Raw genomic sequence first — 25,812 nt, 5'->3', positions numbered from 1 at the left:
CGGTTAGAAACGTTCATTCTCATGACTATGTTGCAGCTATATAAACGTTCACAGCATCTCATTGCTATTACCATTATTTTCTTCATTCTATTGCTGTCTTGCCAGTCATCAGCATTTGCGCGAGCGCAACAGAATGGCGAACTGCCGACGAAAGCGGATATTCAGAGCCAACTAGACACGCTGAATAAACAAAAAGACCTTTCCGCGCAGGATAAACTGGTTCAGCAGGATCTCATCGATACCCTCGCCGCGCTGGACAAAATTGAGCGCGTGAAAGACGAGACCGTTCAGCTACGCCAGAAAGTGGCACAGGCGCCGGAAAAAATGCGCGAGGCGACGGATGCATTAAGTTCGCTCAGCGATGTCGATAATGACGATGAAACGCGAAAAACGCTGAGTACGCTCTCTCTGCGACAACTCGAATCGCGCGTCGCCCAGGTACTGGATGATCTGCAAAGCGCGCAAAACGATCTGGCGGCTTATAACAGCCAACTGGTATCGCTTCAGACGCAGCCTGAGCGCGTGCAAAACGCGATGTACACCGCTTCACAGCAACTGCAGCAAATCCGCAATCGACTGGATGGCACCAGTGTCGGCGAAGCGGCGTTACGCCCCAGCCAGCAGGTACTGCTTCAGGCGCAGCAGGCATTGCTGAATGCTCAGATCGACCAGCAGCGTAAAAGCCTGGAAGGCAATACCGTTTTGCAGGATACCTTACAAAAACAACGGGATTATGTGACGGCCAACAGTAATCGGCTCGAGCATCAGCTCCAACTACTGCAGGAAGCGGTGAACAGTAAGCGTCTGACGTTAACCGAAAAAACTGCGCAGGAAGCCGTAACGCCTGACGAGGCAGAGCGTATCCAGACCAACCCGTTGGTGAAACAGGAACTGGATATTAACCATCAGCTCAGCCAGCGCCTGATTTCCGCCACGGAAAACGGCAACTCGCTGATGCAGCAAAATATTAAAGTCAAAAACTGGCTTGATCGTGCGCTGCAGTCAGAACGCAATATTAAAGAACAAATCGCCGTGCTGAAGGGCAGCCTGCTGCTGTCGCGCATTCTGTATCAGCAGCAACAAACGTTGCCGTCGGCGGATGAGCTTGCCGATATGACCAACCGAATTGCCGATCTGCGTCTGGAGCAATTTGAAGTCAACCAGCAGCGCGATGCTCTGTTCCAGAATGATGCCTTCGTTGCCAAACTGGAAGAAGGGCACAGCAATGAAGTGAACGGCGAAGTGCATGATGCGCTGCTACAGGTTGTGGATATGCGTCGTGAACTGCTGGATCAGCTGAATAAGCAGTTGGGCAATCAGCTAATGATGGCCATTAACCTGCAGATCAATCAGCAGCAGTTAATGAGTGTGTCGAAAAACCTCAAGAGCATCCTCACTCAGCAAATCTTCTGGGTTAACAGTAACCGCCCAATGGACTGGGATTGGGTCAAATCTTTCCCGCAAACGCTGAAAGACCAGTTTAAGTCGATGAAAATCACTGTGAACTGGGAAAAAGCCTGGCCAGCGGTGTTTATCGCATTTCTGGCCGGCTTGCCGCTGTTGCTGGTGGCTGGGCTTATCCGTTGGCGGCTGAAATGGCTGAAGGCGTATCAGGCGAAGCTCGCCGCCGCGGTGGGTAACTTGCGTAATGACAGCCAGTTGAACACGCCAAAAGCGATACTCATTGATCTGATTCGTGCCTTACCAGCTTGCCTGATAATCCTCGCCGTAGGTTTGATTCTGCTGACTATGCAGTTGAACGTCAGCGATCTGCTGTGGGCATTTAGCAAGAAGATGGCCGTCTTCTGGCTGGTGTTTGGCCTGTGCTGGAAGGTTCTGGAAAAAGATGGCGTGGCAATCCGCCACTTCGGTATGCCAGCGAAGCAGACCAGCCACTGGCGCCGCCAGATTGTGCGCATTAGCCTCGCGCTGTTGCCACTGAATTTCTGGTCGGTGGTCGCTGAACTTTCGCCGCTCAACCTGATGGACGATGTGCTCGGTCAGGTCGTTATTTTCCTGAACCTGCTGCTGATCGCGTTCCTGGTGTGGCCAATGTGCCGCGAAAGCTGGCGTGATAAGGAATCGCATGGTTTGCGTCTGGTGACGATTACCGTACTGTCGATTATTCCGATCGCGCTAATGGTGCTGACGGCGACCGGTTATTTCTATACCACGCTGCGTTTATCCGGTCGCTGGATTGAGACCGTATATCTGGTGATCATCTGGAACCTGCTGTACCAGACGGTGCTGCGTGGGTTAAGCGTTGCGGCGCGCCGAATTGCCTGGCGTCGTGCGCTTGCCCGTCGCGAAAACCTGGTAAAAGAAGGGGCTGAAGGCGCTGAGCCGCAAGAAGAACCCACTATTGCGCTTGAGCAGGTAAACCAGCAAACATTGCGCATTACGATGCTGCTGATGGTGGCTCTGTTTGGCGTTATGTTCTGGGCTATATGGTCCGATCTGATCACTGTGTTCAGCTATCTCGACAGCATCACGCTCTGGCATTACAACGGTACAGAGGCCGGGGCCGCCGTGGTGAAAAATGTCACTATGGGTAGCCTGCTGTTCGCGATCATTGCGTCAATGGTGGCATGGGCGCTGATCCGCAACTTACCCGGCCTGCTGGAAGTCTTGGTGCTCTCGCGCCTGAAAATGCGCCAGGGGGCATCGTACGCAATCACCACGATCCTTAACTACGCGATTATCGCCATCGGTGCGATGACGGTCTTTGGATCGCTCGGCGTATCGTGGGATAAATTACAGTGGCTGGCAGCGGCCTTGTCGGTTGGTCTCGGTTTCGGCTTACAGGAAATCTTCGGTAACTTTGTCTCGGGTCTGATTATTTTGTTCGAACGCCCGGTGCGTATCGGCGATACCGTCACGATCGGTACTTACTCCGGAACAGTCAGTAAAATTCGTATTCGCGCGACCACCATTACCGACTTTGATCGCAAAGAAGTGATCATCCCGAATAAAGCGTTTGTGACCGAGCGACTGATCAACTGGTCGCTCTCGGATACCACCACGCGTTTGGTGATCCGCATCGGTGTCGCCTACGGCTCAGATCTCGATAAAGTGAAGAAAGTGCTACTGCAAGCGGCAGTGGAACACCCGAAAGTGATGCACGATCCTGAACCGGCCGTGTTCTTCACTGCTTTCGGTGCCAGCACGCTGGATCACGAACTGCGTCTGTATGTCCGTGAACTGCGCGATCGTAGCCACACGGTAGATGAACTTAACCGTGCGGTCGACCGTCTGTGCCGTGAAAACAACATTGATATCGCTTTTAACCAACTCGAAGTGCACCTGCATAACGCCAAAGGTGATACCGTGACCGAGGTTAAGCGTGACATCATCAAAGGTGATGATCCGACACCTTCAGTAGGTTAATGGGTAAATGTGATTGTCGGATGGCGCAGCGCCATCCGACATTCCTGCTACCGTTCTTTTTAGGATGTAGATAGCTGTTTCTTTTCGTAATCCCGCTTAACAATCTCCAGTGCTTTCAGCACGATTTCAGGCGCAACCTGATTCTCTTCAAGCAAGACAATCAAATCGACGGCCAGTTTGACCTCGTCCGGGGCGTTTTCAAGTGACATACATTCTCCGACGACTAACGGGTTATACGCGCAAGCACGTTTTCTATTCTTTCCAGCGCATGGCGACAGCGTGCCAGACGCGCCTCGAAGGCTTCCACTTCCCGGTGCAGGCGCTGCTGCTCCTCAAAACCGGTTGCCTGAGCCAGTTGAGCCTTACGCTCGCGCGTCATCTCGACCAACCGGCGCTCATATTCCTGATGCTGAACGCGTTTGCGCTGCCAGCGGGCAAGCCCTGGCGATGCGCTGTCCCACTCTCTTAGCGACCAGGTAGCCGTTTCGCGCGCAATAGCTTCCAGTTGTGAGGCCAGATGTTCTGCAAGCCAGGCAACTTGTGGGCGTTGCTGGTGTTCAACGGCATGACGTAACGCGCTCAGGTTAGCATCAGCTTCATCCAGACAGGCCTGTAACCGTGTGCTGCGGGTGCGGAAAAGATGGCGATCGAAACGGGCGCTCAGTGTCGCGTGGTGCGCCAGCGGGGCGCAAAGCTGCCGCAGGCTGTTGAGCTGGCTTTCGAGCTTCTGAAACAGCAGGGCGATTTTCACGAGAACACTCCGATGAAAATGAGAACCGTTATGCTAAAGTAGCGATTCTCTGTGTTAAGTATTGATATTATGCAACGCATTATTCTAATCATCATTGGCTGGATAGCGGTAGTACTCGGCACGTTGGGTGTGGTATTGCCACTGTTGCCCACGACGCCATTTATCCTGCTGGCTGCCTGGTGTTTTGCCCGTTCATCGCCGCGTTTTCACGACTGGCTGCTTTACCGTTCGTGGTTCGGCGGTTATCTACGCCACTGGCAGAAACACCGCGCGATGCCGCCTGGGGCAAAGCCGCGCGCTATTCTGTTTATTTTGGTGACGTTTGGCGTTTCGCTGTGGTTAGTGCATATGAATTGGGTTCGCATATTGTTGTTGATTATTCTTGCCTGCCTGCTGATATTTATGTGGCGGATACCGGTGATTGATGAAGAGCAACAAAAGCACTGAAGCATAATAATCGCTGTTGCAATTGTCTCACGCAGCCAGTAGATTTGACCGTTTTCGAGCACAGGCGCAGGCGGTCAAAGGTTAAACAGATGTAACCTTTGCTCTTTTTCACGTGCGCCGTGAAGTAATACCGTATCAATCAGGCACAAACTTATGACCGCAACTGCACAGCAGCTTGAGTTTCTCAAAGATAGCATCAAAAGCATCAACGACTACCCAAAACCGGGCATTCTTTTCCGCGATGTCACCAGCTTGCTGGAAGACCCGAAAGCCTACGCACTCAGCATTGAACTGCTGGTTGAGCGTTACAAAAATGCGGGCATCACCAAAGTTGTCGGCACCGAAGCGCGTGGTTTCCTGTTTGGCGCGCCAGTAGCATTGGGTTTGGGCGTTGGGTTTGTTCCGGTGCGTAAACCACGTAAACTGCCACGTGAAGTGATTGCTGAAAGCTATGAGCTGGAATACGGCACCGATCAGCTGGAAATCCATGTTGATGCTATCAAGCCAGGTGACAAAGTTCTGGTTGTGGACGATCTGCTGGCAACCGGCGGAACGATTGAAGCGACCGTGAAGTTGATCCGCCGTCTGGGTGGTGAAGTGACCGACGCTGCGTTTATCATCAACCTGTTTGATCTGGGCGGCGAACAGCGTCTGGAAAAACAGGGTTTGACCTGCTACAGCCTGGTTCCATTCCCGGGACACTGAGTTCGGGCTATCTTTTCCCGGCTGAAGTAATACCGAGACACACAACCTCGCCGTCGGTGCGAGGTTGTGGTAGCATTATCCTCCTGTGAATCCACCCTCCAGCCTTTCAGAGCCTGCCAATGAGTTATCAGGTCTTAGCCCGAAAATGGCGCCCACAAACCTTTGCTGACGTCGTCGGCCAGGAACATGTGCTGACGGCACTGGCTAACGGCTTGTCGTTAGGGCGTATTCATCATGCTTATCTTTTTTCCGGCACCCGTGGCGTCGGAAAAACCTCTATCGCCCGTCTGTTGGCGAAGGGACTCAACTGTGAAACCGGCATTACCGCCACGCCTTGCGGGGTGTGCGACAACTGCCGTGAAATCGAGCAGGGGCGTTTTGTCGATCTGATTGAAATCGACGCCGCATCGCGCACCAAGGTCGAAGACACTCGCGACCTGCTGGATAACGTCCAGTACGCGCCCGCGCGTGGACGCTTCAAGGTCTATCTGATCGATGAAGTGCACATGCTGTCGCGCCACAGTTTTAACGCTTTACTGAAAACGCTCGAAGAGCCGCCGGCACACGTTAAGTTCCTGCTGGCGACCACCGATCCGCAGAAGCTGCCGGTCACTATCCTGTCGCGCTGTTTGCAATTTCATCTTAAAGCGCTGGATGTTGAGCAAATTCGCCATCAGCTTGAGCATATCCTCAATGAGGAACATATCGCTCACGAACCGCGCGCGCTGCAACTGCTGTCTCGCGCGGCGGATGGCAGCCTGCGCGATGCGCTGAGCCTGACCGATCAGGCGATTGCCAGCGGCGATGGACAGGTTTCAACTCAGGCGGTGAGCACCATGCTCGGCACGCTTGACGACGACCAGGCGCTGTCTCTGGTTGAGGCGGTGGTTGCCGGTAATGGCGAACGTGCAATGGCGCTGGTCAATGATGCTGCCGCACGCGGCATTGAATGGGAAGCGCTGCTGGTTGAAATGCTGGCATTGCTACACCGTATTGCGATGGTTCAGCTATCGCCCGCGGCGCTCGGTAGCGATATGGCCGCTATTGAACAGCGTATGCGCGAGCTGGCGCGGACCGTGCCGCCGACTGATATTCAACTGTATTACCAGACCCTGTTGATCGGGCGTAAAGAGCTCCCGTATGCACCGGATCGGCGCATGGGCGTAGAAATGACGCTGCTGCGGGCGCTGGCTTTTCATCCGCGCGTGCCGCTACCGGAACCCGAAGTACCGCGCCAGTCGTTTACGCCCGTGGCTCCCGCCACAGTAATGACGCCGACGCAGACTCAGGAGCAACATTCTGCTCCTGCGCATCAGGACGTACCGTTGTCTGAGGCGACCAGCCAGGTGCTGGCTGCGCGTAGTCAGCTGCAGCGTGCTCAGGGAGCGACCAAAGCAAAAAAGAGTGAACCGGCAGCCGCATCCCGCGCGCGGCCGGTGAATAATGCTGCGCTGGAAAGACTGGCTTCGGTGTCGGAACGCGTTCAGGCTCGCCCTGCTGCCTCTGCACTGGAGCAGGCGCCTGCGAAAAAAGAAGCCTATCGCTGGAAGACGACCAATCCCGTTGCAGAAGTAAAAGAAGTCGTTGCCACGCCGAAAGCGTTGAAAAAAGCGCTTGAGCATGAAAAAACGCCGGAACTGGCGGCTAAGCTTGCGGCCGAAGCCATTGAGCGCGACCCGTGGGCCGCGCAGGTCAGTCAGCTTTCGCTGCCCAAGCTGGTGGAGCAGGTGGCGCTCAATGCGTGGAAAGAAGAGAAAGGTAACGTGGTTTGCCTGCACCTGCGTTCCACGCAGCGGCACCTCAATTCCAGCGGTGCACAGCAGCGTCTTGCCGAAGCGTTGAGCACCTTAACGGGCTCAGCGGTTGAATTGACCATCGTTGAAGATGATAATCCTGCGGTGCGCACGCCGCTGGAGTGGCGTCAGGCCATTTATGAAGAAAAACTCGCGCAGGCGCGTGAGTCAATTATTGCGGATAATAACATTCAGACGCTGCGTCGTTTCTTTGATGCGGAGCTGGACGAAGAGAGTATTCGCCCCATTTGATCGTGAGCCATTTTCCATGGTTTTATGGTTGTCATCCCTTAACGTGATTGAGAGAGAAGCCTATGTTTGGTAAAGGCGGTCTGGGTAACCTGATGAAACAGGCCCAGCAGATGCAAGAAAAAATGCAGCAGATGCAGGAAGAAGTCGCCAAGCTGGAAGTGACCGGCGAGTCTGGCGCTGGTCTGGTGAAAGTGACCATCAACGGCGCGCATAACTGCCGTCGCGTGGAAATCGATCCAAGCCTGCTGGAAGACGACAAAGAGATGCTGGAAGATCTGGTTGCTGCGGCATTCAACGACGCGGCACGTCGCATTGAAGAGACCCAGAAAGAGAAAATGGCCTCCGTTTCCTCCGGTATGCAACTGCCTCCTGGCTTTAAGATGCCGTTCTGATGCAAACCAGCCCGCTGTTAACTCAGCTTATGGAAGCGCTGCGCTGTCTACCGGGCGTTGGCCCGAAATCAGCACAGCGCATGGCGTTCGCGCTACTCCAGCGCGATCGCAGCGGCGGGATGCGTCTGGCGCAGTCGTTAACGAAGGCGATGTCGGAAATCGGCCACTGTGCTGATTGCCGCACCTTCACCGAGCAGGATGTATGCAACATCTGTGCGAATCCACGTCGTCGGGAAAACGGCCAAATTTGCGTGGTAGAGAGTCCAGCGGATATCTACGCCATTGAGCAAACGGGGCAGTTTTCTGGCCGCTACTTCGTGCTGATGGGACACCTGTCGCCGCTGGACGGTATCGGGCCTGATGATATCGGGCTTGATCGTCTGGAGCAGCGACTGGCGTCTGAGCAAATCAATGAAGTGATCCTGGCGACCAACCCGACGGTCGAGGGCGAGGCTACTGCCAACTACATTGCTGAGCTGTGCATGCAATATGACGTTGAAGCCAGCCGTATCGCCCATGGCGTACCGGTAGGCGGCGAGCTGGAAATGGTCGATGGCACCACGCTGTCACATTCTCTGGCAGGGCGTCATAAGATTAAATTCTGAACAAACGGAAGCCGCGACGGCGGCTTCCGCTTGAAATCCTTCCCGCTTGTCCCCATTTCACCCTCAACGTGTTTTTACCATTAAAAATGGCATTGTTGAGGTAGACCTACATGAAAGGACAAGAAACTCGTGGTTTTCAGTCAGAGGTAAAACAGCTTCTGCACCTGATGATCCATTCTCTGTATTCCAATAAAGAAATCTTCCTGCGTGAGCTTATCTCTAACGCCTCGGATGCGGCTGACAAGCTGCGTTTCCGTGCACTGTCGAACCCGGACCTGTATGAAGGTGACGGTGAACTGCGCGTGCGCGTCTCCTTCGATAAAGATAAGCGTACGTTGACCATTGCCGATAACGGTGTGGGGATGAACCGCGATGACGTTATCGATCATCTGGGGACCATTGCCAAATCCGGTACCAAATCTTTCCTCGAATCTATGGGTTCCGATCAGGCGAAAGACAGCCAGCTGATCGGTCAGTTCGGGGTCGGTTTCTATTCGGCGTTTATCGTTGCAGATAAAGTCACCGTACGCACCCGTGCGGCGGGCGACAAGCCTGAGAACGGTGTGTTCTGGGAGTCGGCGGGCGAAGGTGAATACACCGTGGCCGATATCACCAAAGACGATCGTGGCACAGAAATTACTCTGCACCTGCGTGAAGGGGAGGATGAGTTCCTCGATGATTGGCGCGTACGCTCCATCATCAGCAAATATTCCGACCATATCGCACTGCCGGTAGAAATTGAAAAACAGGAAGAGAAAGACGGTGAAACCGTAGTTTCCTGGGAGAAAATCAACAAGGCACAGGCGCTGTGGACGCGTAACAAGTCGGAAATCAAAGACGACGAGTACAACGAGTTCTACAAACATATCGCGCATGACTTCACTGATCCGCTGACCTGGAGTCACAACCGTGTGGAAGGTAAGCAGGAATACACCAGCCTGCTGTATATCCCGTCGCAGGCACCATGGGACATGTGGAACCGCGATCACAAACACGGTCTGAAACTGTACGTCCAGCGCGTGTTCATCATGGACGACGCTGAGCAGTTTATGCCGAACTACCTGCGCTTTGTGCGTGGTCTGATAGATTCCAACGATCTGCCGCTGAACGTTTCTCGTGAGATCCTGCAGGACAGCACCGTCACCCGTAACCTGCGCAGCGCGCTGACTAAACGTGTGTTGCAAATGCTGGAAAAACTGGCGAAAGACGATGCAGAAAAATACCAGACCTTCTGGAAACAGTTCGGCTTGGTACTGAAAGAAGGTCCGGCGGAAGACCATGCCAACCAGGAAACCATCGCTAAGCTGATGCGCTTTGCCTCCACGCACACTGACTCTTCCGCGCAGACCGTGTCGCTGGAAGACTACGTGTCGCGGATGAAAGAAGGTCAGGAGAAGATCTACTACATCACCGCAGACAGCTATGCGGCGGCGAAGAGCAGCCCACACCTGGAGCTGCTGCGTAAGAAAGGCATCGAAGTCCTGCTGCTTTCTGACCGCATCGATGAGTGGATGATGAACTATCTGACCGAGTTCGATGGCAAGCCGTTCCAGTCTGTGGCGAAAGCCGATGAATCTATCGACAAGCTGGCGGATGAAGTTGACGAGAATGCGAAAGAAGCCGAAAAAGCGCTGACGCCGTTCGTTGAGCGCGTGAAAACCCTACTGGGTGACCGCGTTAAAGAGGTCCGTCTGACGCACCGTCTGACCGACACCCCGGCCATTGTGACCACCGATGCGGACGAAATGAGCACCCAGATGGCGAAGCTGTTTGCTGCTGCAGGCCAGGCCGTACCGGAAGTAAAATACATCTTTGAACTTAACCCGGACCACGTGCTGGTAAAACGCACGGCGGATACCGAGGACGAAGCGCAGTTTAAAGAGTGGGTTGAACTGCTGTTGGATCAGGCGCTGTTCGCTGAGCGCGGCACACTGGAAGATCCTAACCAGTTCATCCGTCGCATGAACCAACTGCTGGTGTCGTAATTTTCACGACACACTGAGCATCACCATAAAAGGGCAACGCAAGTTGCCCTTTTTTACGCTTAGCGCATCGACACCGTGGTGACGCTGTTTGTCGCTAGCGTCTCCAGTGTGTACTGCGCCAATTCACCGTTTTGCAGATAGACTTTGTGTTCGATGCAAAGTGTTATTTGACCTTCCGGTAAACGTAACAACCAGGCCTCATCTGCATTAAGTATTTTTCCTGACCAGACCTTTACATCATGGCTAATGGTATAACCGCAGGTTTGCTCAATGTAGTGCAACACCGACTGTCGACAGTTTTCCTGAGTAAACTCTGGGAATAGCGTTCGGGGCATCCAGGTTTCTTCAATGATGGTGGGTTGCTGGTTGATGATGCGCATTCTGCGAAAGTGGATCAGCGGCGTTTCTGGTGGCAAGCCGAAAAGCGCCGCTATCTCTGCATCGTTAGACAGCATGTCATAACTGAGCACCACGTTATCCAGCGTTTGATCCCGATGAATACGTTCTGACAGGGTAATGACGTTGTTGTCCTGATAAAACTCCGGCGGATTCACAAAGATCCCTGAACCCTGCCGGGTATGGACAAAAGACTCTCTTTTCAGGCGCGCAACGGCTTTCTGAATGGTCGGTCGACTGACACCATAGCGCTCTGCAAGAGCATGTTCACCTTCCACCGGCTCACCGGCAGCGTATTCCCCTTTGAGGATTTTCTCTCTTAACAACAGATAGATATCAAGATACTTCATGGCGTCCGTTCTGGCGCGTCTGGCGACGCGCCCTTGGTTAGGCTTGCGATTGAACGAGAAATTGCTGTTTTTTCGCCATTCTAAGTCGTTTGAGCGCAATAGCAATTGTGGCAGTCGTGATAATGCCACCGCTCATTGCGATCAATGCCATCAGCGGCTGATCGAAACCGCCAAGCAGAACGATGATTGGCCCGCCATGTGCGACATTGCAATGCAAACCGAATACAAAGCCGAGGATGCACGCCACCGCAGATCCAATCATGTTGGCCGGGATCACAGACAGCGGATCGCGGGCGGCAAAAGGAATCGCTCCTTCAGAAATCCCGACCAGCCCCATGGCTGCCGCCGCCTTACCGTTTTCGAACTCTTCATCGTCAAACAAATTAAAGCGTCTGCCGATAAATGCCGCCAGTGCCATACCCAGCGGCGCAACCGGAATAGCTGCCGCCTGCGCACCCATAAACTGAGTTTGCCCTTGGGCGATAAGACCCACGCTAAACATAAAGACCACTTTGCCAAACGGTCCCCCCATATCAAAGCCCTGCATCAGCCCCATCACCAGGCCAATTAAAATGATGTTGCCTGTGGAAAGGTTGGTCAGCAGATGATTCAGGAAGGCCATCAGATCGGCCACCGGTGCGCCGATAACGAAGATAAACAACGCGGCGATGAAGGCCGTACCCGCAATGGGCGCGATCATGATAGGCACCAGCGGTAACAGCATTTTGTGCCATGAAAGGTGGGTCAGCCAGCGGATGAAATAGCCCACTAGCAGTCCGGCAATAATTGCACCGATAAATCCACAACCGGCGCTGGCACCGTAAAATGAACCAGTATTGGCGATCCAGCCACCGATAAGCCCAGGCGCGAGTGCAGGCCGTTCGCCAATGGCGAAAGCAATATACCCAGCGAGCACCGGGATCATCAGCGTGAAGCCAACGACGCCGACATTAAGCACCTGATTCCACAGGCTTCCTTCCGGGATAGCCAGCCCGGACGGTGTTGGTACGCCACCCAGCGCCAGCGCGAGGGCGATCATCAGCCCGCCAGTAACCACGAATGGGATCATATAGGAGACCCCGTTCATCAGCGACTTGTACAACTGGCTGCGCACCGTGGTACTCGACGCCTGGGTTTTTGTGGTGCTTTTCGCCTGGTAGGGCTGTGCTGACAGTGCCTGGTGAATTAATCCCTGCGCATCTTTGATGGCGGCTTTAACGCCTGTAATAATCACTTTCTTACCGTTAAAGCGATCCAGGGAGACCTGTTTATCACAGGCGACAACAATGGCGTCCGCCCGGGCGATCTCTTCCTCGGTTGGTGCGTTTTTGACGCCAATAGAACCGTTGGTTTCAACAATGGCTTCATAGCCCATTTCCGCTGCGGCTTTTTCCAGCATCTCTGCGGCCAGGTAGGTGTGCGCAATGCCTACCGGGCAGCCGGTTACGCCGATAATCAGCCCACGCGAAGCCGCAATATTGATTTTTGCGTGAGGCTCTTCTTGCTGGCAGAAATAGTCCACGACTGCCTGAGCGTCCTGGCAGGCGAGGATTTGCCTGACGCTATCATCTTCAACCAGACGCGAGGAGATCTGCGCCAATACATCGATATGCGCAGCGCTAGCCTGTTTTGCAGAAGCGATCATCAGGATCAGGTGAGTCGGCTGGTCATCTTCCGCGCCATAGTCAATACCCTGACGGCTGATACCAATCGCCACCGCCGGGAATAAAACGCTGTCGCAGCGTGCGTGCGGCAGCGCAACGCCACCTTCAAATCCGGTATTTCCTGTTTCTTCTCTTGCCCATACCTCCTGGAGAAACGCTTCGGTGTCGCGAATTTTATTCGCGCGCAATAACAGGTCGGCGAGTTCAGTGAGTGCTGTATCTTTTTGGGTTGATTTAAGGTCCAGACAAATCAACGCCGGTTGAACAAGGTCGTTTATCTTCACAGTAGACTCTCTATAATTATTTGTAATTACAACTTTTGCAGAGGCTAAAAGTTTACCAGTGAAATGATCTTGATATTGATCATCTCTTCAGACGCGTAATTGGCTGTTTTTTTCGTTATGCAGGCGATTTCACACATTGTGACTGGCGATTATTTGTTCTTTTACTGATTTTTGATTTAGGTCAAAGATTGTAATTTGTAATTACAACTTAATAGGGGGAAGTTTCTTTTGGAGGCAGGGCTGTGAGCAAACAAGCGATTATCGCCGAACAAGTTGATGTGAATAAAAAGATCCCGTGCGAAAAGAGCCCGGAAGAACAACTCGTGATTATGGAAGCCTACACCAAGGCATTTCAGTCAACCCCAGAGCGTTTTCAGCGCGAGGTCCGCTGTCTGCAGGCGCTGTATCCCACGCTGTTCCGCCGCCCCTGTGCAGATGACCTGATTCTGGGACGTGTCGATGCGCTGCCGATTGGTTTTGGCTGTGTTACTTCTGTCGGTGGCGTAGGTCACTACTGTAATTTTGCAAAACTAGACCAGCTGCGTGAAACGCTGGAAACGCCTGCCCAACAACAACAGATCGATGTGCTTGAGCGCTACTGGCGTGAGCATGACACCCGTTCCGTCTATTTTCGTCAGGCGCTAACTGATGACACGCTCGGCAAGTTTGTTGACGTTAACTTCCCAGCGATTGCGACGGCGCGTTTAAGCGGCATGTATCTGGATTATCCGCAACTGATGGATCTCGGGATCGGCGGGTTGCTGCAACGCATCGATCAGCAGCAACAGCAGTCTGAACTCGCCGGAGATGAGGCAGCGGTGCAATTACAGCAATCTTTCAAGGACGTGCTTGGCATTTTGCAGCAGGTGATTGACCGTCACATTGAAATTGCCGCCGATGAAATGGTGAATTGCACGGACGCCAGGCGTTGCAAGCACCTGTTGCTGTTAATGAGTGAACTGGCCGCCATTCGTAATGACAAACCTGCGACTTTCATTCAGGGCATTGAGCTGAGCTGGCTCTATAGCTTGTGTGCTGGCGTAGTGAATTACGGGCGTATGGATGACTATTTGGGCGATTTGCTGGTGGCGGATCTCGAAGCCGGACGTCTCACGGAACGCATGGCTATTGATTACATCCGCTCCCACTACCGCCTGATTGAAGCGCGGAAAACCACGGTGAATGGGCGCGTGGTGGTCGGCGGGAAAGGGCGACGTAACCCGAAAAATGCGGATGTTTATTGTCGACTGGCGATCCAGGCCGTTGAGGAAAATGGCGATACAGAACCGCAATTTACCTTGCGTATTTATCAGGGAATGGGCAGTGCTATCTGGCAACAGGCGCTGACGGTGATTGGCACCGGCCTGACCTACCCCATCCTGTATAACGATGACGTCAATATTCCGGCGGTGATGAATGCGATGCAGGTGCCGGAAACCGAGGCCGAGCAGTATGTTCCCTTTGGTTGCGGTGAGTTTGTGCTGGCCGGGCGAAGCGTGGGCACCCCGAATACCTGTATTAACCTGCTTAAAATTCTCAATATTTCGCTCAGTGGCGGCATCGATTTTTGGGATGACAAACAAAAAAGCGGCGGCGTGGCGTTAACCCCGCCAGAACAGATAACGTGTTTTGATGAGGTGCTGGGTAACTTCCAGCGATTGCTGGATTACTACATCGATATTACGGCGCACGCTCAGGCGTTGTCTTATCAGGTGATGAATGAACAGGTTGGCTTTTTGTTTACCTCGATTCTGACGGCAGACTGCGTGGCGCGCAGCAAAGCGCTGCTTGACGGCGGCGTACGTTACCTCGGTGGCACCAACGAAACGTACGGCAATACCAATGCGGCAGATTCACTGGCGGCGATCAAACAGGTGATTTTTACCGAGCAACGTTACAGCTACACAACGCTAATTGCGGCGCTGAAAGCGGATTTTGTGGGCTATGACGACCTGAAGCGGGCGCTGATTGCTGCGACTAAATTTGGTAATGACGACAATGCGGCCGATGACCTTGCGGTGATGCAGCATCATTATGTCTGCAACGGCGTGCGTGACGCGGCCAAGCGGGTAGGTCTGGACAGTTATCTGGTGGTGATCATTAACAACCAGGTGAATACCGAATGGGGGCGGGCGACCAGCGCGTCTGCAGACGGGCGGCATAAAGGCATTTACATGAGCAACGCCAACAACCCGCAGAGCGGTGCGGATAAAAATGGCCCGACGGCGATGCTGAACTCGCTGCTGAAATTGGAAGCGAAATATCACGCCGGTTCGGTACAAAACATCAAATTTAGCAAAGGTTTGTTCAACGCCCGCCGTCCGCTGGTGGAAGCGTTGATGCACTCATATTTTGAGCGCGGTGGGCCGCAGTTGATGGTCAGCGTGGTCGGAAAGGGCGAGCTGGAGGCGGCGTATCAGCACCCGGAAAACTACCCCAATCTGATTGTTCGCGTTGGCGGATTTAGCGCGCGTTTCGTCAATCTGGACAGAGATGTGCAGCAGGAAATCCTGAACCGTACGCTGAATGACTGAGGTGGACGATGAGCGAAGCGGGCACGGTTTTTGATATTCAGAAATTTTCACTGCACGATGGGCCGGGGATCCGCACCACCGTCTTTCTGAAAGGATGCCAGATGCGCTGCGTCTGGTGTCACAATCCGGAGTCGTTGAGGGCGGAAAAGCAGCTGGCGTTTCTGGAACATAAGTGCCTGCAATGTCGGCGCTGCGCAGAGGTCTGCCCGCACGGGTGTCACCAGTTTGCACAAGGACGGCATGAGATTGACTATGCCGCCTGCCAGGCGTGCGGACGCTGTGTTGAGGCGTGTCCGGCGCAGGCGCTTAAAATCTACGGGCAGACCCGAGAGGTTGCTGAAATCATTGCTGAGGTCATCAAGGATAAACCTTACTTTGACAAAACAGGGGGCGGAATAACCTTGTCCGGTGGGGAAGCGATGTTTCAGTTTCCCTTTGCGCTGGCGCTGGTAAAAGCGGCGAAAGCCGCTGGTTTGCACGTCTGTATTGAAACAAATGGCGCTTCTCGTCCAGAGCGGTATCGCGAAATTGCCCCATGGGTGGACCTTTTTCTCCTCGATTATAAAGTGACCGACGCGCGTGCGCACAAGGCGCACACCGGTATTGCGAAGCGCGTGGTGGAGGCCACGCTGGAAACGCTCAACGAGATTGGCGCACAGGTGATCCTGCGCTGTCCGCTGATTCCGGGCTATAACCTCAATGATGAACATCTGGCCGCGATCCGCGCGATAACCGAGCGCTACGCTGCTGTCCTGCACAGCGAAATATTGCCATATCATAACCTGGGCATGGCGAAACACCGTGAGCTGGGACAGATCCCCGTTTGCACGATCAGCGTACCGGATGAGGCAACGGTGGCGCAGGCGCTGGAAAAATTGAATCAGAACGGGGAAAAGGTCGTGCGTCGGGGGTAAACGTGGGGTGCATAAGTAGAATTTAGAATACGCAATTAACGATATTTCACGATATCCTGCTGTTAAACGTTTCAGCGCCAAGCACCTTTCTTGAGCCAATTGCGTGATGGTGGTATCGTTTAGCGCTTTTTAAAAAATATCGACAACCTTTAAGGGGATTTTCGTAATGCGTATCATTCTGCTTGGCGCTCCGGGCGCGGGTAAAGGAACTCAGGCTCAGTTCATCATGGAGAAGTATGGTATTCCGCAAATCTCCACCGGTGATATGCTGCGTGCTGCCGTGAAATCTGGCTCCGAGCTGGGCAAACAAGCTAAAGACATCATGGACGCTGGTAAACTGGTGACTGATGAGCTGGTGATCGCGCTGGTAAAAGAGCGTATTGCACAGGAAGACTGCCGTAATGGCTTCCTGCTGGACGGCTTCCCACGCACTATTCCGCAGGCTGACGCCATGAAAGAAGCGGGTATTGTGGTTGATTACGTTCTGGAATTTGCTGTACCGGACGAACTGATCGTTGACCGTATCGTTGGTCGTCGCGTTCACGCGGCATCTGGCCGTGTGTATCACATCAAATTCAACCCACCTAAAGTTGAAGGCAAAGACGATGTGACCGGCGATGAGCTGACCACCCGTAAAGATGACCAGGAAGAGACCGTGCGTAAGCGTCTGGTTGAATACCATCAGATGACTGCTCCGCTGATTGGTTACTACCAGAAAGAAGCGGAAGCGGGTCAAACTAAATACGCGAAAGTTGACGGTACTCAGGCCGTTGCCGCCGTTCGCGCAGACCTGGAAAAAATCCTCGGTTAATCCGTGAATGCCCGATGGCGCTACGCTTTCGGGCAAATCTTTACCTCTCACAGCAATTAGTTCTTCTTCCTCGCTTTTCCGCTACAATTATCAACAATTTGAATCAATACGAGGCGGTAATGCGTCAGACGAAAACCGGTATCCTGCTGGCTAATCTCGGCACCCCCGATGCCCCAACTCCCGAAGCAGTTAAACGTTATCTGCGTCAATTTTTAAGCGACACGCGCGTGGTCGATACCTCCCGTCTGCTGTGGTGGCCGCTGCTGCGCGGTGTGATCTTACCGCTACGCGCACCACGTGTGGCGAAGCTGTACCAGTCAATCTGGATGGATGAAGGCTCGCCGCTGATGGTCTACAGCCGCCGTCAACAGCAGGCGCTGGCAGAATCCCTGCCGGATACGCCAGTCGCCCTGGGGATGAGCTATGGTTCACCCTCGCTGGAGAGTGCGGTCGATGAATTGCTGGCAAGTGGCGTTGATCACATTGTGGTGCTAACGCTGTACCCACAATATTCCTGTTCAACGGTGGCCGCAGTGTGGGATGAACTGGCGCGAATTTTAGCGCGCAAGCGCGCGATCCCCGGAGTCTCTTTTATTCGCGATTACGCGGACGATAGCGCCTATATTGACGCGCTGGCCAAAAGCGCCCGCGACGCCTTTGCCCGGCACGGCGAACCCGATTTACTGCTGCTTTCCTACCACGGCATTCCGCAGCGTTACGCCGATGAAGGTGATGACTACCCGCAACGCTGTCGCGATACCACGCGTGAGCTGGTATCGGCACTGGGTTTAGCGCCGGAAAAAGTAATGATGACCTTCCAGTCGCGCTTCGGTCGGGAGCCGTGGCTGACGCCGTATACCGACGAAACGCTGAAAATGCTGGCGGAAAAAGGCACCCGGCATATTCAGGTCATGTGTCCGGGCTTTGCTGCCGATTGTCTCGAAACGCTGGAGGAAATCGCCGAACAAAACCGGGAGATTTTCCTCGAGGCGGGCGGTCAGAAATATGAGTACATTCCGGCGCTGAATGACGCACCGGAGCATATCGAGATGATGTTGAAATTGACCGCAGCCTATCGCTAAAGCTGCGCTCTGAAGAAACGTGCACCATCTCGTAAGGCATCGTCGGCGGTTTTCATCATTCGCGAGTAGTGCAGGAAGGCGTGCAGCGTGCCGGAGTACATTTTGTACTGACAGGGCTGCTGATGCGCCTGTAGCGTCTGAAACAGTAAGCGGCTGTCGTCAATCAGTGGATCAAACTCCGCGCCAGCGATAAAACACGGTGGTACATCGCGAGTGAGATCGTTGTTAAACAAACAATAGTAGGGTGACTCGCGATCCTCGGCGCTGCGCAGATAGGCATCTTCGTACATCTGCAGATCTTCGCGCGCTAAACCATCCCATGCTCCGCCCATCAGCCTTCGGCTGAGCGAATCCCGTAAACCGTACAGTCCGTACCACAACAGCACGCCCGCGACCTTACCGCAGGCAATCTGTTTGTCGCGTAGCCACAGCGCGCTGGCGAGTGCCAGCATGGCGCCAGCGGAATCACCAGCAAAACCAATATTCTCCACGTTGAGAGAATAGTCAGCTGCATGATGATAAAAGTACTGGCAGGCGGCGACAATTTCTTCGATGGCCTGTGGGAAGCGGGCCTCCGGTGAAAGTGAATAGTCGATGCCAATCACTGTGCATCGTGTGTAGTTCGCCAGCAAACGCATAATGCGATCATGCGTATCCAGATTACCGAGTATAAAACCGCCGCCGTGCAAATAGTACAGCGTGGCCTGACTGTGGGACTGTGGAGAATAAATCCGCGTAGCCACCGGGCCGCAAGCGGTAGAGATGACGCACTCTCGGGTGCTCATCTGTGGGGCATCGGCATTCCAGAACTGGCGCTCATGTATGTAGTGTTGGCGCTGGGCAACGAAATCATCCGCTGCGGGCCATGGGGGCAGGTCATCGCGATGAAAATTCACCACGGTTTTCATTTCGTCTGAAATGAGGTCAAGGACAGGGATTTTGTTTTCCGGCTTCATAAAACGCTCCTTGTGAACGGTGAGCTATTGTAGAAATTAACGCCGGATAAACTGCGATCTCACCGTCCGATATTGAAAGTTAGCGCTGCGTCGCGTGCGCAGGATGGAATGTGCTACCATGCATCGCTCAGTTAACCACCCGTAAAATCGACCATGAAATTTCCCGGCAAACGCAAATCCAAACACTATTTTCCCGTCAGCGCGCGCGATCCGTTGCTGCAACAAATTCAGCCTGAAAACGAGACCAGCGCCGCCTGGGTCGTCGGTATCGATCAAACTCTGGTGGATATAGAAGCCAAAGTCGATGACGACTTTGTGAAACGTTATGGATTAAGCGCTGGGCATTCTCTGGTGATTGCTGATGATGTTGCTGAGGCGCTCTACCAGGAGCTGGTGCGTGAAAACTTAATCACCCATCAGTTTGCGGGCGGCACTATTGGTAACACCATGCACAACTACTCTGTGCTGGCGGATGACCGCTCGGTACTGCTGGGCGTCATGTGCAGTAATATTGAGATTGGCAGCTACGCGTATCGCTATTTATGCAATACCTCCAGCCGTACCGATCTGAACTACCTGCAAGGCGTTGATGGTCCTATTGGTCGCTGCTTCACTCTGATTGGGGAATCCGGTGAGCGTACTTTCGCCATCAGCCCAGGTCACATGAACAAACTGCAGGCGGACAGCATTCCTGAGTCGGTGATTGCCGGAGCCTCTGCGCTGGTGCTGACCTCGTATCTGGTGCGCTGTGAGCCGGGTGAGCCGATGCCGGAAGCGACCATGAAGGCCATTGAGTTCGCCAAAAAACACAATGTCCCAGTGGTGCTGACCTTAGGGACCAAATTCGTTATTGCGGATAACCCGCAGTGGTGGCAGGAATTCCTGAAAGAGAATGTTTCCATTCTGGCGATGAATGAAGAAGAGGCAGAAGCGCTGACCGGCCTGAATGACCCGCTGCTGGCGTCCGACAAAGCGCTGGATTGGGTAGACCTGGTACTCTGTACCGCAGGTCCGGTGGGGCTGTATATGGCCGGTTTTACGGAAGATGAGGTCAAACGCAAAACCCAGCATCCACTGCTGCCAGGAGCCATTGCCGAATTCAACCAGTACGAGTTCAGCCGCGCGATGCGCCATAAAGACTGTACCCAACCGCTGCGCATTTATTCGCACATCGCCCCGTATATGGGCGGGCCGGAAAAAATCATGAACACTAACGGCGCGGGCGACGGTGCGCTGGCAGCCCTGCTGCATGATATTACGGCGAACAGCTACCATCGCGGAAATGTGCCAAATTCCAGCAAACACAAATACACCTGGCTGACCTATTCCTCGTTAGCGCAGGTGTGTAAATATGCCAATCGCGTGAGTTATCAAGTGCTCAACCAGCATTCACCGCGCCTGACGCGCGGATTGCCGGAGCGGGAAGACAGCCTCGAAGAGGCTTACTGGGAACGTTAAGGGGCATTGCGTGAAATTGCCCGGTGGTGTTATCGCTCACCGGGCCTACGTTTTGGTTAACCCGTCACCACTTCACCTGCGGGCGGTGTTTCAATCAGTTCCAGCATGGTGCGGGCGATCTCACGTTCGCCCATCACCACCTGATTAGCACCGCGCTCGGTGATGTATTCCACCTCATCGTCATAATGCGCGCGGGCGATAATCTCAATCGAAGGGCATTTCTCACGTGCGGAAGCGACAATCTCACCCGCTTCATAACCGTTGGGGATGGTCAGCAGCAGCCAGCGCGCGCAGTCCAGATGCGCAAGGTTCATGATCTCTTCGTTGGCCGCATTGCCCAGCACGGCGCGGATCCCGCGTTCACGCAGCTCGTCAACGCGAGTACGTGACGTTTCAATAACCACCAGCGGAATACCCGCAGCCATCAACTTTTCCCCGAGCAGACTGCCGACGCGGCCAAAGCCAACCAGCAGGGCATGATTGCAAATATCGACCGGGATCTGCTTCTCTTCTTCGATAGCTTCTTCCAGCGTCTGCTCTTCCAGTGTTTCGGTTTTCGCGAGGTATTTTTCCAGCACGGCGAACAGGACTGGATTCAGCATGATGGACAGGATTGCCCCAGCTAGCACTAGGTTTTGTCCAGCCTGCGGTAACAGGCCAAGCGCCATTCCAAGGCCTGCGAGAATAAAGGCAAATTCACCAATCTGCGCCAGGCTGGTGGCAATGGTGAGCGCTGTGCGCTGGGAGTGACCGAACAGGCGTACCAGGAAATAGGCTGCAAGAGATTTACCAAAGATGATAATCGCCAGCGTGCCCAGCACTGCCAGCGGTTGCTGAATCAGAACTAATGGGTCGAATAACATGCCGACGGAAACAAAGAACAGTACCGCAAAAGCATCGCGCAGAGGCAGAGTGTCATGCGCCGCACGGTGACTCAGCTCAGACTCGTTTAGCACCATACCAGCGAAGAACGCGCCCAGAGCGAAGGAAACGTCGAACACCTCCACGGCACCAAAAGCGATACCTAAGGCGAGAGCCAGCACCGACAAGGTAAACAGTTCACGCGAGCCCGTGGCGGCACTGCGGGCCATAATCCACGGAACCAGGCGACGGCCAACCAGCATCATAATGGCGATAAACGCCACCACTTTACCGATGGTTATGCCCATATCGACGGCCAGCGAAGCAAAGCCGACATCTTCTTTTTCCAGCATACCGGCGATGGCTGGCAGGAGAACCAGCGTCAGCACCATCATCAAGTCTTCGACAATCAACCAGCCAATGGCGATTTGCCCGCGCTGGCTGTCAATCAACTGCCGTTCTTCAAGCGCACGCAGTAACACCACGGTACTGGCGGTTGACAGACATAATCCAAAGACGATACCGACCATCAGCGACCATCCGAGCACTGCTGAAAGCGCCATACCCAGCAACGTCGCCACGGCTATCTGGGCGATCGCCCCGGGAATGGCGATGGACTTTACCGCCATCAGGTCCTTCAACGAAAAGTGCAGTCCCACACCAAACATCAGCAGGATCACGCCAAGTTCCGCCAATTCCGGCGCAAGCTTAGTATCAGCAACAAAACCAGGTGTAAATGGACCGGCCAGAACGCCCGCTAACAGATATCCCACCAGAGGAGAAATACGCAGTTTATTGGCAAGCATGCCAAATATAAAAGCGAGCACAAGGCCACCAACAATGGTGGTGATAAGCGGGGTGGCGTGATGCATTCCGTCTCCTTTGGTTGCTGTGATGATCCTGAAAACCCTAATTCCGAGTAATAGTTTATGACAATTTTAATGTTTATGTTTATGAATAATTATTGAAATTTGATAAAAATGGGAATTTAGGCGTAAAAAGGCACGGATCGGAAAACTGTGGGGGTATGCATAGAGCAAACGCTGATGGTCACTGTAAGTGATGACGGCCAAAGTTTACTTTTGGCCGTCATAAAATCAGGCTTTATGTCGGTTATCAGGTAAGAATATGGTCAGTATCCCAAGAAGTGGCAGGAAAGCACATATTTTGTAGACCAAATCTATACTGGTATGGTCGGCAACCAGCCCTAACACAGCAGCACCTAAGCCACCCATGCCAAAGGCAAAACCGAAAAACAGCCCAGAAACCATGCCGATACGTCCCGGAAGCAGCTCCTGTGCGTAGACCAGAATGGCAGAAAAGGCTGATGCAAGGATAAAACCAATGATCACGGTTAAAATCCCGGTCCATTCAAGCGTTGCGTAGGGTAAAACGAGGGTAAATGGCGCTACGCCGAGGATAGAGCCCCAAATAACATATTTTCTGCCGATCTTATCGCCTAGCGGTCCGCCAATTACCGTCCCGGCCGCAACGGCAAACAGGAAGGCAAACAGGTGGAACTGCGCGTTTTGTACCGATAATCCGAATTTTTGCATCAGATAAAAGGTGTAATAGCTGCTGATGCTCGCCATATAGAAATATTTGGAGAAAATCAGCACCAACAGAATGCTAATCGCCAGCACCACTTTGTTCCGCGGCAGTGGGTTAACGATGGCGACTTTCGGCTTACCTTTGCTCATCCGATGTTGGGCTGCATACCAACGGCTGATTTGCGCCAGCACCACAATCGCTAACAATGCTGCCAGCACGAACCACGCTACATTACCCTTACCGTATGGCGCGATGATGACAGCTGCCAGCAATGGCCCCAGAGAGCTGCCGAAGTTGCCGCCAACCTGGAAAATAGACTGGGCAAGACCATGACGACCACCGGAGGCCATCCGCGCCACGCGGGACGATTCCGGGTGAAACACCGATGAACCCGTACCGACCAGCGCGGCGGCGAGCAGTACCATGTGGAAGTTGCCAGCCATCGCCAGCAACACCAGCCCGCTCAGCGTAAAGCACATGCCAATAGGTAGCGACCACGGCATCGGATATTTATCTGTCCAGTAACCCACCACCGGTTGAAGCAGGGAGGAGGTGAGCTGGAAGGTCAGGGTAATCATCCCGATCTGCATAAAGCTCAGCGAGAACTCTGACTGCAACAGCGGATAAATCGCCAGGATCAGCGACTGGATCATATCGTTTAACAGATGGGAGAGACTGATCGCTCCTAAAATGCCAAATGAGGTGCGTGCTTTTTGCGACGGCGCAGCAGAGCCGGGGAGCGGTTGAGCGGTTTGATTCGTTGCCATAGGTCCACTTCAATAATGGTGAGATAGGAGCAGGTGTAATTATTATCCGACTAACATACCTGCGGAAGGTGTTTGAAGGAAGTCTCATTTCTGAAAACATTTTCGGCTATTATTTCATATCATTGTAATTTCAGCGGTTGATATTGAGTCAGGGAGAGAAGCATGAAATTTTTGAAACGGGGCGTGGCGCTGGCATTATTTGCCGCATTTGCGCTGGCAGGTCAGCCTGCTCAGGCGTACGAAAAAGATAAAACCTATAAAATAACCATTCTGCATACCAACGATCACCACGGCCACTTCTGGCGCAGCGAATACGGCGAATACGGGCTTTCAGCGCAAAAAACGCTGGTGGACGGTATTCGTCACGAGGTTGCAGCCGAAGGCGGAAGCGTGCTGCTGCTTTCCGGCGGCGATATTAATACCGGCGTACCGGAGTCTGATCTCCAGGATGCTGAACCTGATTTTCGCGGTATGAACCTGGTAGGCTATGACGCGATGGCGGTGGGAAACCACGAATTTGATAATCCGCTTACCGTGCTGCGACAGCAGGAAAAATGGGCTAAATTCCCGTTTCTCTCCGCTAATATCTACCAGAAAAGCACCGGCGAGCGTTTATTTAAACCCTGGGCCATCTTTAAGCGCCAGGATTTAAAAATTGCCGTTATCGGTTTAACCACTGACGACACGGCGAAAATTGGTAATCCGGAATTTTTCACCGATATCGAGTTCCGCAAACCCGCGGACGAAGCGAAGCTGGTGATCCAGGAACTCAATATGGGTGAAAAGCCCGACGTCATTATTGCCACCACTCACATGGGACATTACGACAACGGCAACCACGGCTCGAACGCCCCTGGCGATGTGGAAATGGCGCGCAGCCTGCCCGCAGGCGCGCTGGCGATGATTGTGGGTGGTCACTCACAGGATCCGGTATGCATGGCATCCGAAAACAAAAAGCAGGTTGATTACGTACCGGGAACCCCGTGTGCGCCCGATAAGCAAAACGGTATCTGGATCGTGCAGGCGCATGAGTGGGGAAAATATGTAGGCCGCGCGGACTTTGAATTCCGCAATGGCGAAATGAAAATGGTTAACTACCAGCTCATTCCGGTAAACCTGAAGAAGAAAGTGACCTGGGATAACGGTAAAAGTGAGCGCGTACTTTTCACCCCGGAAATCGCTGAAAATCAGCAAATGCTCTCGTTGCTGACGCCGTTCCAGAATAAAGGCAAAGCGCAGCTGGAGGTAAAAATTGGTAGCGTCAACGGGCGTCTGGAAGGAGATCGCAGTAAAGTCCGTTTTGTGCAGACCAATATGGGACGTCTGCTGCTGGCTGCACAAATGGCGCGTACCAGCGCTGATTTTGGCGTGATGAGCGGCGGCGGTGTTCGTGACTCTATTGAAGGCGGAGACATTACCTATAAAAGTGTGCTCAAGGTGCAGCCGTTTGGCAACATCGTGGTGTATGCCGATATGAGCGGCAAAGAGGTGATTGACTATCTGACCGCCGTCGCGCAAATGAAGCCGGACTCTGGTGCTTACCCGCAATTTGCCAACGTTAGTTTTGTGGCGAAAGACGGCAAACTGAACGATTTGAAGATCAAGGGCGAGCCCGTCGATCCGACAAAAACCTATCGCATGGCAACGCTGAGTTTCAACGCCACCGGCGGTGACGGCTATCCGCGAATTGATAACAAGCCGGGCTATGTGAATACTGGATTTATTGATGCGGAAGTGTTGAAAGAGTACGTGCAGAAAAATTCACCGTTGGATGTCGGTGAGTATGAGCCGAAGGGTGAGGTGATCTGGCAATAACAGGGCGGAGTGCCGGATGGCGGTGCAAGCACCTTATCCGGCCTACGGGTAC

At 53.5% G+C, this 25,812-nt stretch carries 20 protein-coding genes and 1 other annotated feature; of the genes, 13 read left to right on the top strand and 7 right to left on the bottom strand.

Annotation, left to right across the window (positions count from 1 at the left end; genetic code table 11):
* Positions 1–21: 21 nt before the first annotated feature.
* A complete protein-coding gene (gene mscK, locus E4Z61_RS11205; RefSeq protein ID WP_135322830.1) occupies positions 22–3,387 on the top strand; it encodes a mechanosensitive channel MscK in 3,366 nt (1,121 codons plus the stop codon).
* 59 nt (positions 3,388–3,446) lie between these two features.
* Here the strand turns inward: mscK and rsmS are convergent, their stop codons facing one another.
* Together rsmS and priC are read right to left on the bottom strand one after the other, a co-directional pair.
* Positions 3,447–3,596: a pleiotropic regulatory protein RsmS gene (gene rsmS / locus E4Z61_RS11200; protein ID WP_135322829.1), complete on the bottom strand. Its 150-nt coding sequence runs from the start codon at positions 3,594–3,596 to the stop codon at positions 3,447–3,449.
* A 14-nt stretch (positions 3,597–3,610) separates the two neighbouring features.
* Positions 3,611–4,138 (bottom strand): primosomal replication protein N'', encoded by a 528-nt coding sequence (gene priC, locus E4Z61_RS11195; RefSeq protein ID WP_167817549.1) that lies wholly within the window; start codon positions 4,136–4,138, stop codon positions 3,611–3,613.
* Positions 4,139–4,207: 69 nt separating this feature from the next.
* Between priC and E4Z61_RS11190 the strand changes: the two genes are divergently transcribed.
* The 6 genes from E4Z61_RS11190 (at position 4,208) to htpG (ending at position 10,317) form a co-directional block, all read left to right on the top strand.
* The gene (locus E4Z61_RS11190) at positions 4,208–4,585 is read left to right on the top strand and encodes a DUF454 family protein (protein ID WP_135322828.1); all 378 of its coding nucleotides are present in this window, start codon (positions 4,208–4,210) and stop codon (positions 4,583–4,585) included.
* 153 nt (positions 4,586–4,738) lie between these two features.
* Complete coding sequence (gene apt / locus E4Z61_RS11185) at positions 4,739–5,290, top strand: adenine phosphoribosyltransferase (RefSeq protein WP_135322827.1); 552 nt, start codon at positions 4,739–4,741, stop codon at positions 5,288–5,290.
* Positions 5,291–5,409: 119 nt separating this feature from the next.
* Positions 5,410–7,335: a DNA polymerase III subunit gamma/tau gene (gene dnaX, locus E4Z61_RS11180; protein ID WP_135322826.1), complete on the top strand. Its 1,926-nt coding sequence runs from the start codon at positions 5,410–5,412 to the stop codon at positions 7,333–7,335.
* Positions 6,668–6,732: a sequence feature (DnaX frameshifting element), on the top strand. Its footprint overlaps the gene before it by 65 nt.
* A 62-nt stretch (positions 7,336–7,397) precedes the next feature.
* Entirely contained in the window at positions 7,398–7,727 is a 330-nt protein-coding gene (locus tag E4Z61_RS11175; protein ID WP_003021764.1) for a YbaB/EbfC family nucleoid-associated protein, read from the top strand.
* Positions 7,727–8,332: a recombination mediator RecR gene (recR, locus tag E4Z61_RS11170; protein ID WP_135322825.1), complete on the top strand. Its 606-nt coding sequence runs from the start codon at positions 7,727–7,729 to the stop codon at positions 8,330–8,332. Before E4Z61_RS11175 ends, recR begins: the two co-directional genes overlap by 1 nt.
* Before the next feature lie 110 nt (positions 8,333–8,442).
* A complete protein-coding gene (htpG, locus tag E4Z61_RS11165) occupies positions 8,443–10,317 on the top strand; it encodes a molecular chaperone HtpG (RefSeq protein WP_135322824.1) in 1,875 nt (624 codons plus the stop codon).
* A 59-nt stretch (positions 10,318–10,376) separates the two neighbouring features.
* On the opposite strand, the gene E4Z61_RS11160 is transcribed toward htpG, so the two are convergent.
* A complete protein-coding gene (locus E4Z61_RS11160; RefSeq protein WP_135322823.1) occupies positions 10,377–11,063 on the bottom strand; it encodes a GntR family transcriptional regulator in 687 nt (228 codons plus the stop codon).
* Positions 11,064–11,100: 37 nt separating this feature from the next.
* Complete coding sequence (locus E4Z61_RS11155; RefSeq protein ID WP_135322822.1) at positions 11,101–13,011, bottom strand: PTS fructose transporter subunit IIABC; 1,911 nt, start codon at positions 13,009–13,011, stop codon at positions 11,101–11,103.
* Positions 13,012–13,253: 242 nt separating this feature from the next.
* Here E4Z61_RS11155 and E4Z61_RS11150 point away from each other — a divergent pair, with 242 nt between their 5' ends.
* From E4Z61_RS11150 to hemH, 4 genes are all read left to right on the top strand, one after another.
* Entirely contained in the window at positions 13,254–15,545 is a 2,292-nt protein-coding gene (locus E4Z61_RS11150) for a pyruvate formate lyase family protein (RefSeq protein ID WP_135322821.1), read from the top strand.
* Positions 15,546–15,553: 8 nt separating this feature from the next.
* Entirely contained in the window at positions 15,554–16,459 is a 906-nt protein-coding gene (locus tag E4Z61_RS11145; RefSeq protein ID WP_135322820.1) for a glycyl-radical enzyme activating protein, read from the top strand.
* A gap of 166 nt (positions 16,460–16,625) precedes the next feature.
* On the top strand, positions 16,626–17,270 hold the full coding sequence (gene adk / locus E4Z61_RS11140) for an adenylate kinase (RefSeq protein WP_096758027.1): 645 nt from the start codon (positions 16,626–16,628) through the stop codon (positions 17,268–17,270).
* A gap of 119 nt (positions 17,271–17,389) precedes the next feature.
* Positions 17,390–18,352, top strand: a complete 963-nt coding sequence (gene hemH / locus E4Z61_RS11135) for a ferrochelatase (RefSeq protein ID WP_135322819.1) — start codon at positions 17,390–17,392, stop codon at positions 18,350–18,352.
* Here the strand turns inward: hemH and aes are convergent.
* Positions 18,349–19,308: an acetyl esterase gene (aes, locus tag E4Z61_RS11130; protein WP_135322818.1), complete on the bottom strand. Its 960-nt coding sequence runs from the start codon at positions 19,306–19,308 to the stop codon at positions 18,349–18,351. The genes hemH and aes overlap by 4 nt on opposite strands.
* A gap of 153 nt (positions 19,309–19,461) precedes the next feature.
* Here aes and E4Z61_RS11125 point away from each other — a divergent pair, with 153 nt between their 5' ends.
* Positions 19,462–20,766, top strand: coding sequence for an inosine/guanosine kinase (locus E4Z61_RS11125; protein ID WP_135322817.1), 1,305 nt, complete (start codon positions 19,462–19,464; stop codon positions 20,764–20,766).
* Between the two features lie 56 nt (positions 20,767–20,822).
* On the opposite strand, the gene ybaL is transcribed toward E4Z61_RS11125, so the two are convergent.
* A complete protein-coding gene (ybaL, locus tag E4Z61_RS11120) occupies positions 20,823–22,499 on the bottom strand; it encodes a YbaL family putative K(+) efflux transporter (RefSeq protein ID WP_135322816.1) in 1,677 nt (558 codons plus the stop codon).
* A 225-nt stretch (positions 22,500–22,724) separates the two neighbouring features.
* Positions 22,725–23,945, bottom strand: a complete 1,221-nt coding sequence (locus tag E4Z61_RS11115) for an MFS transporter (protein ID WP_135322815.1) — start codon at positions 23,943–23,945, stop codon at positions 22,725–22,727.
* A gap of 162 nt (positions 23,946–24,107) precedes the next feature.
* Here E4Z61_RS11115 and ushA point away from each other — a divergent pair, with 162 nt between their 5' ends.
* Positions 24,108–25,760, top strand: a complete 1,653-nt coding sequence (gene ushA / locus E4Z61_RS11110) for a bifunctional UDP-sugar hydrolase/5'-nucleotidase UshA (protein ID WP_135322814.1) — start codon at positions 24,108–24,110, stop codon at positions 25,758–25,760.
* Positions 25,761–25,812: the final 52 nt, after the last annotated feature.

This window comes from Citrobacter tructae (assembly GCF_004684345.1).
Taxonomy (GTDB): Bacteria; Pseudomonadota; Gammaproteobacteria; order Enterobacterales; family Enterobacteriaceae; genus Citrobacter; species Citrobacter tructae.
Note: the sequence above shows the minus strand (reverse complement) of the source record. Positions and strands in the feature narration are given on the sequence as shown.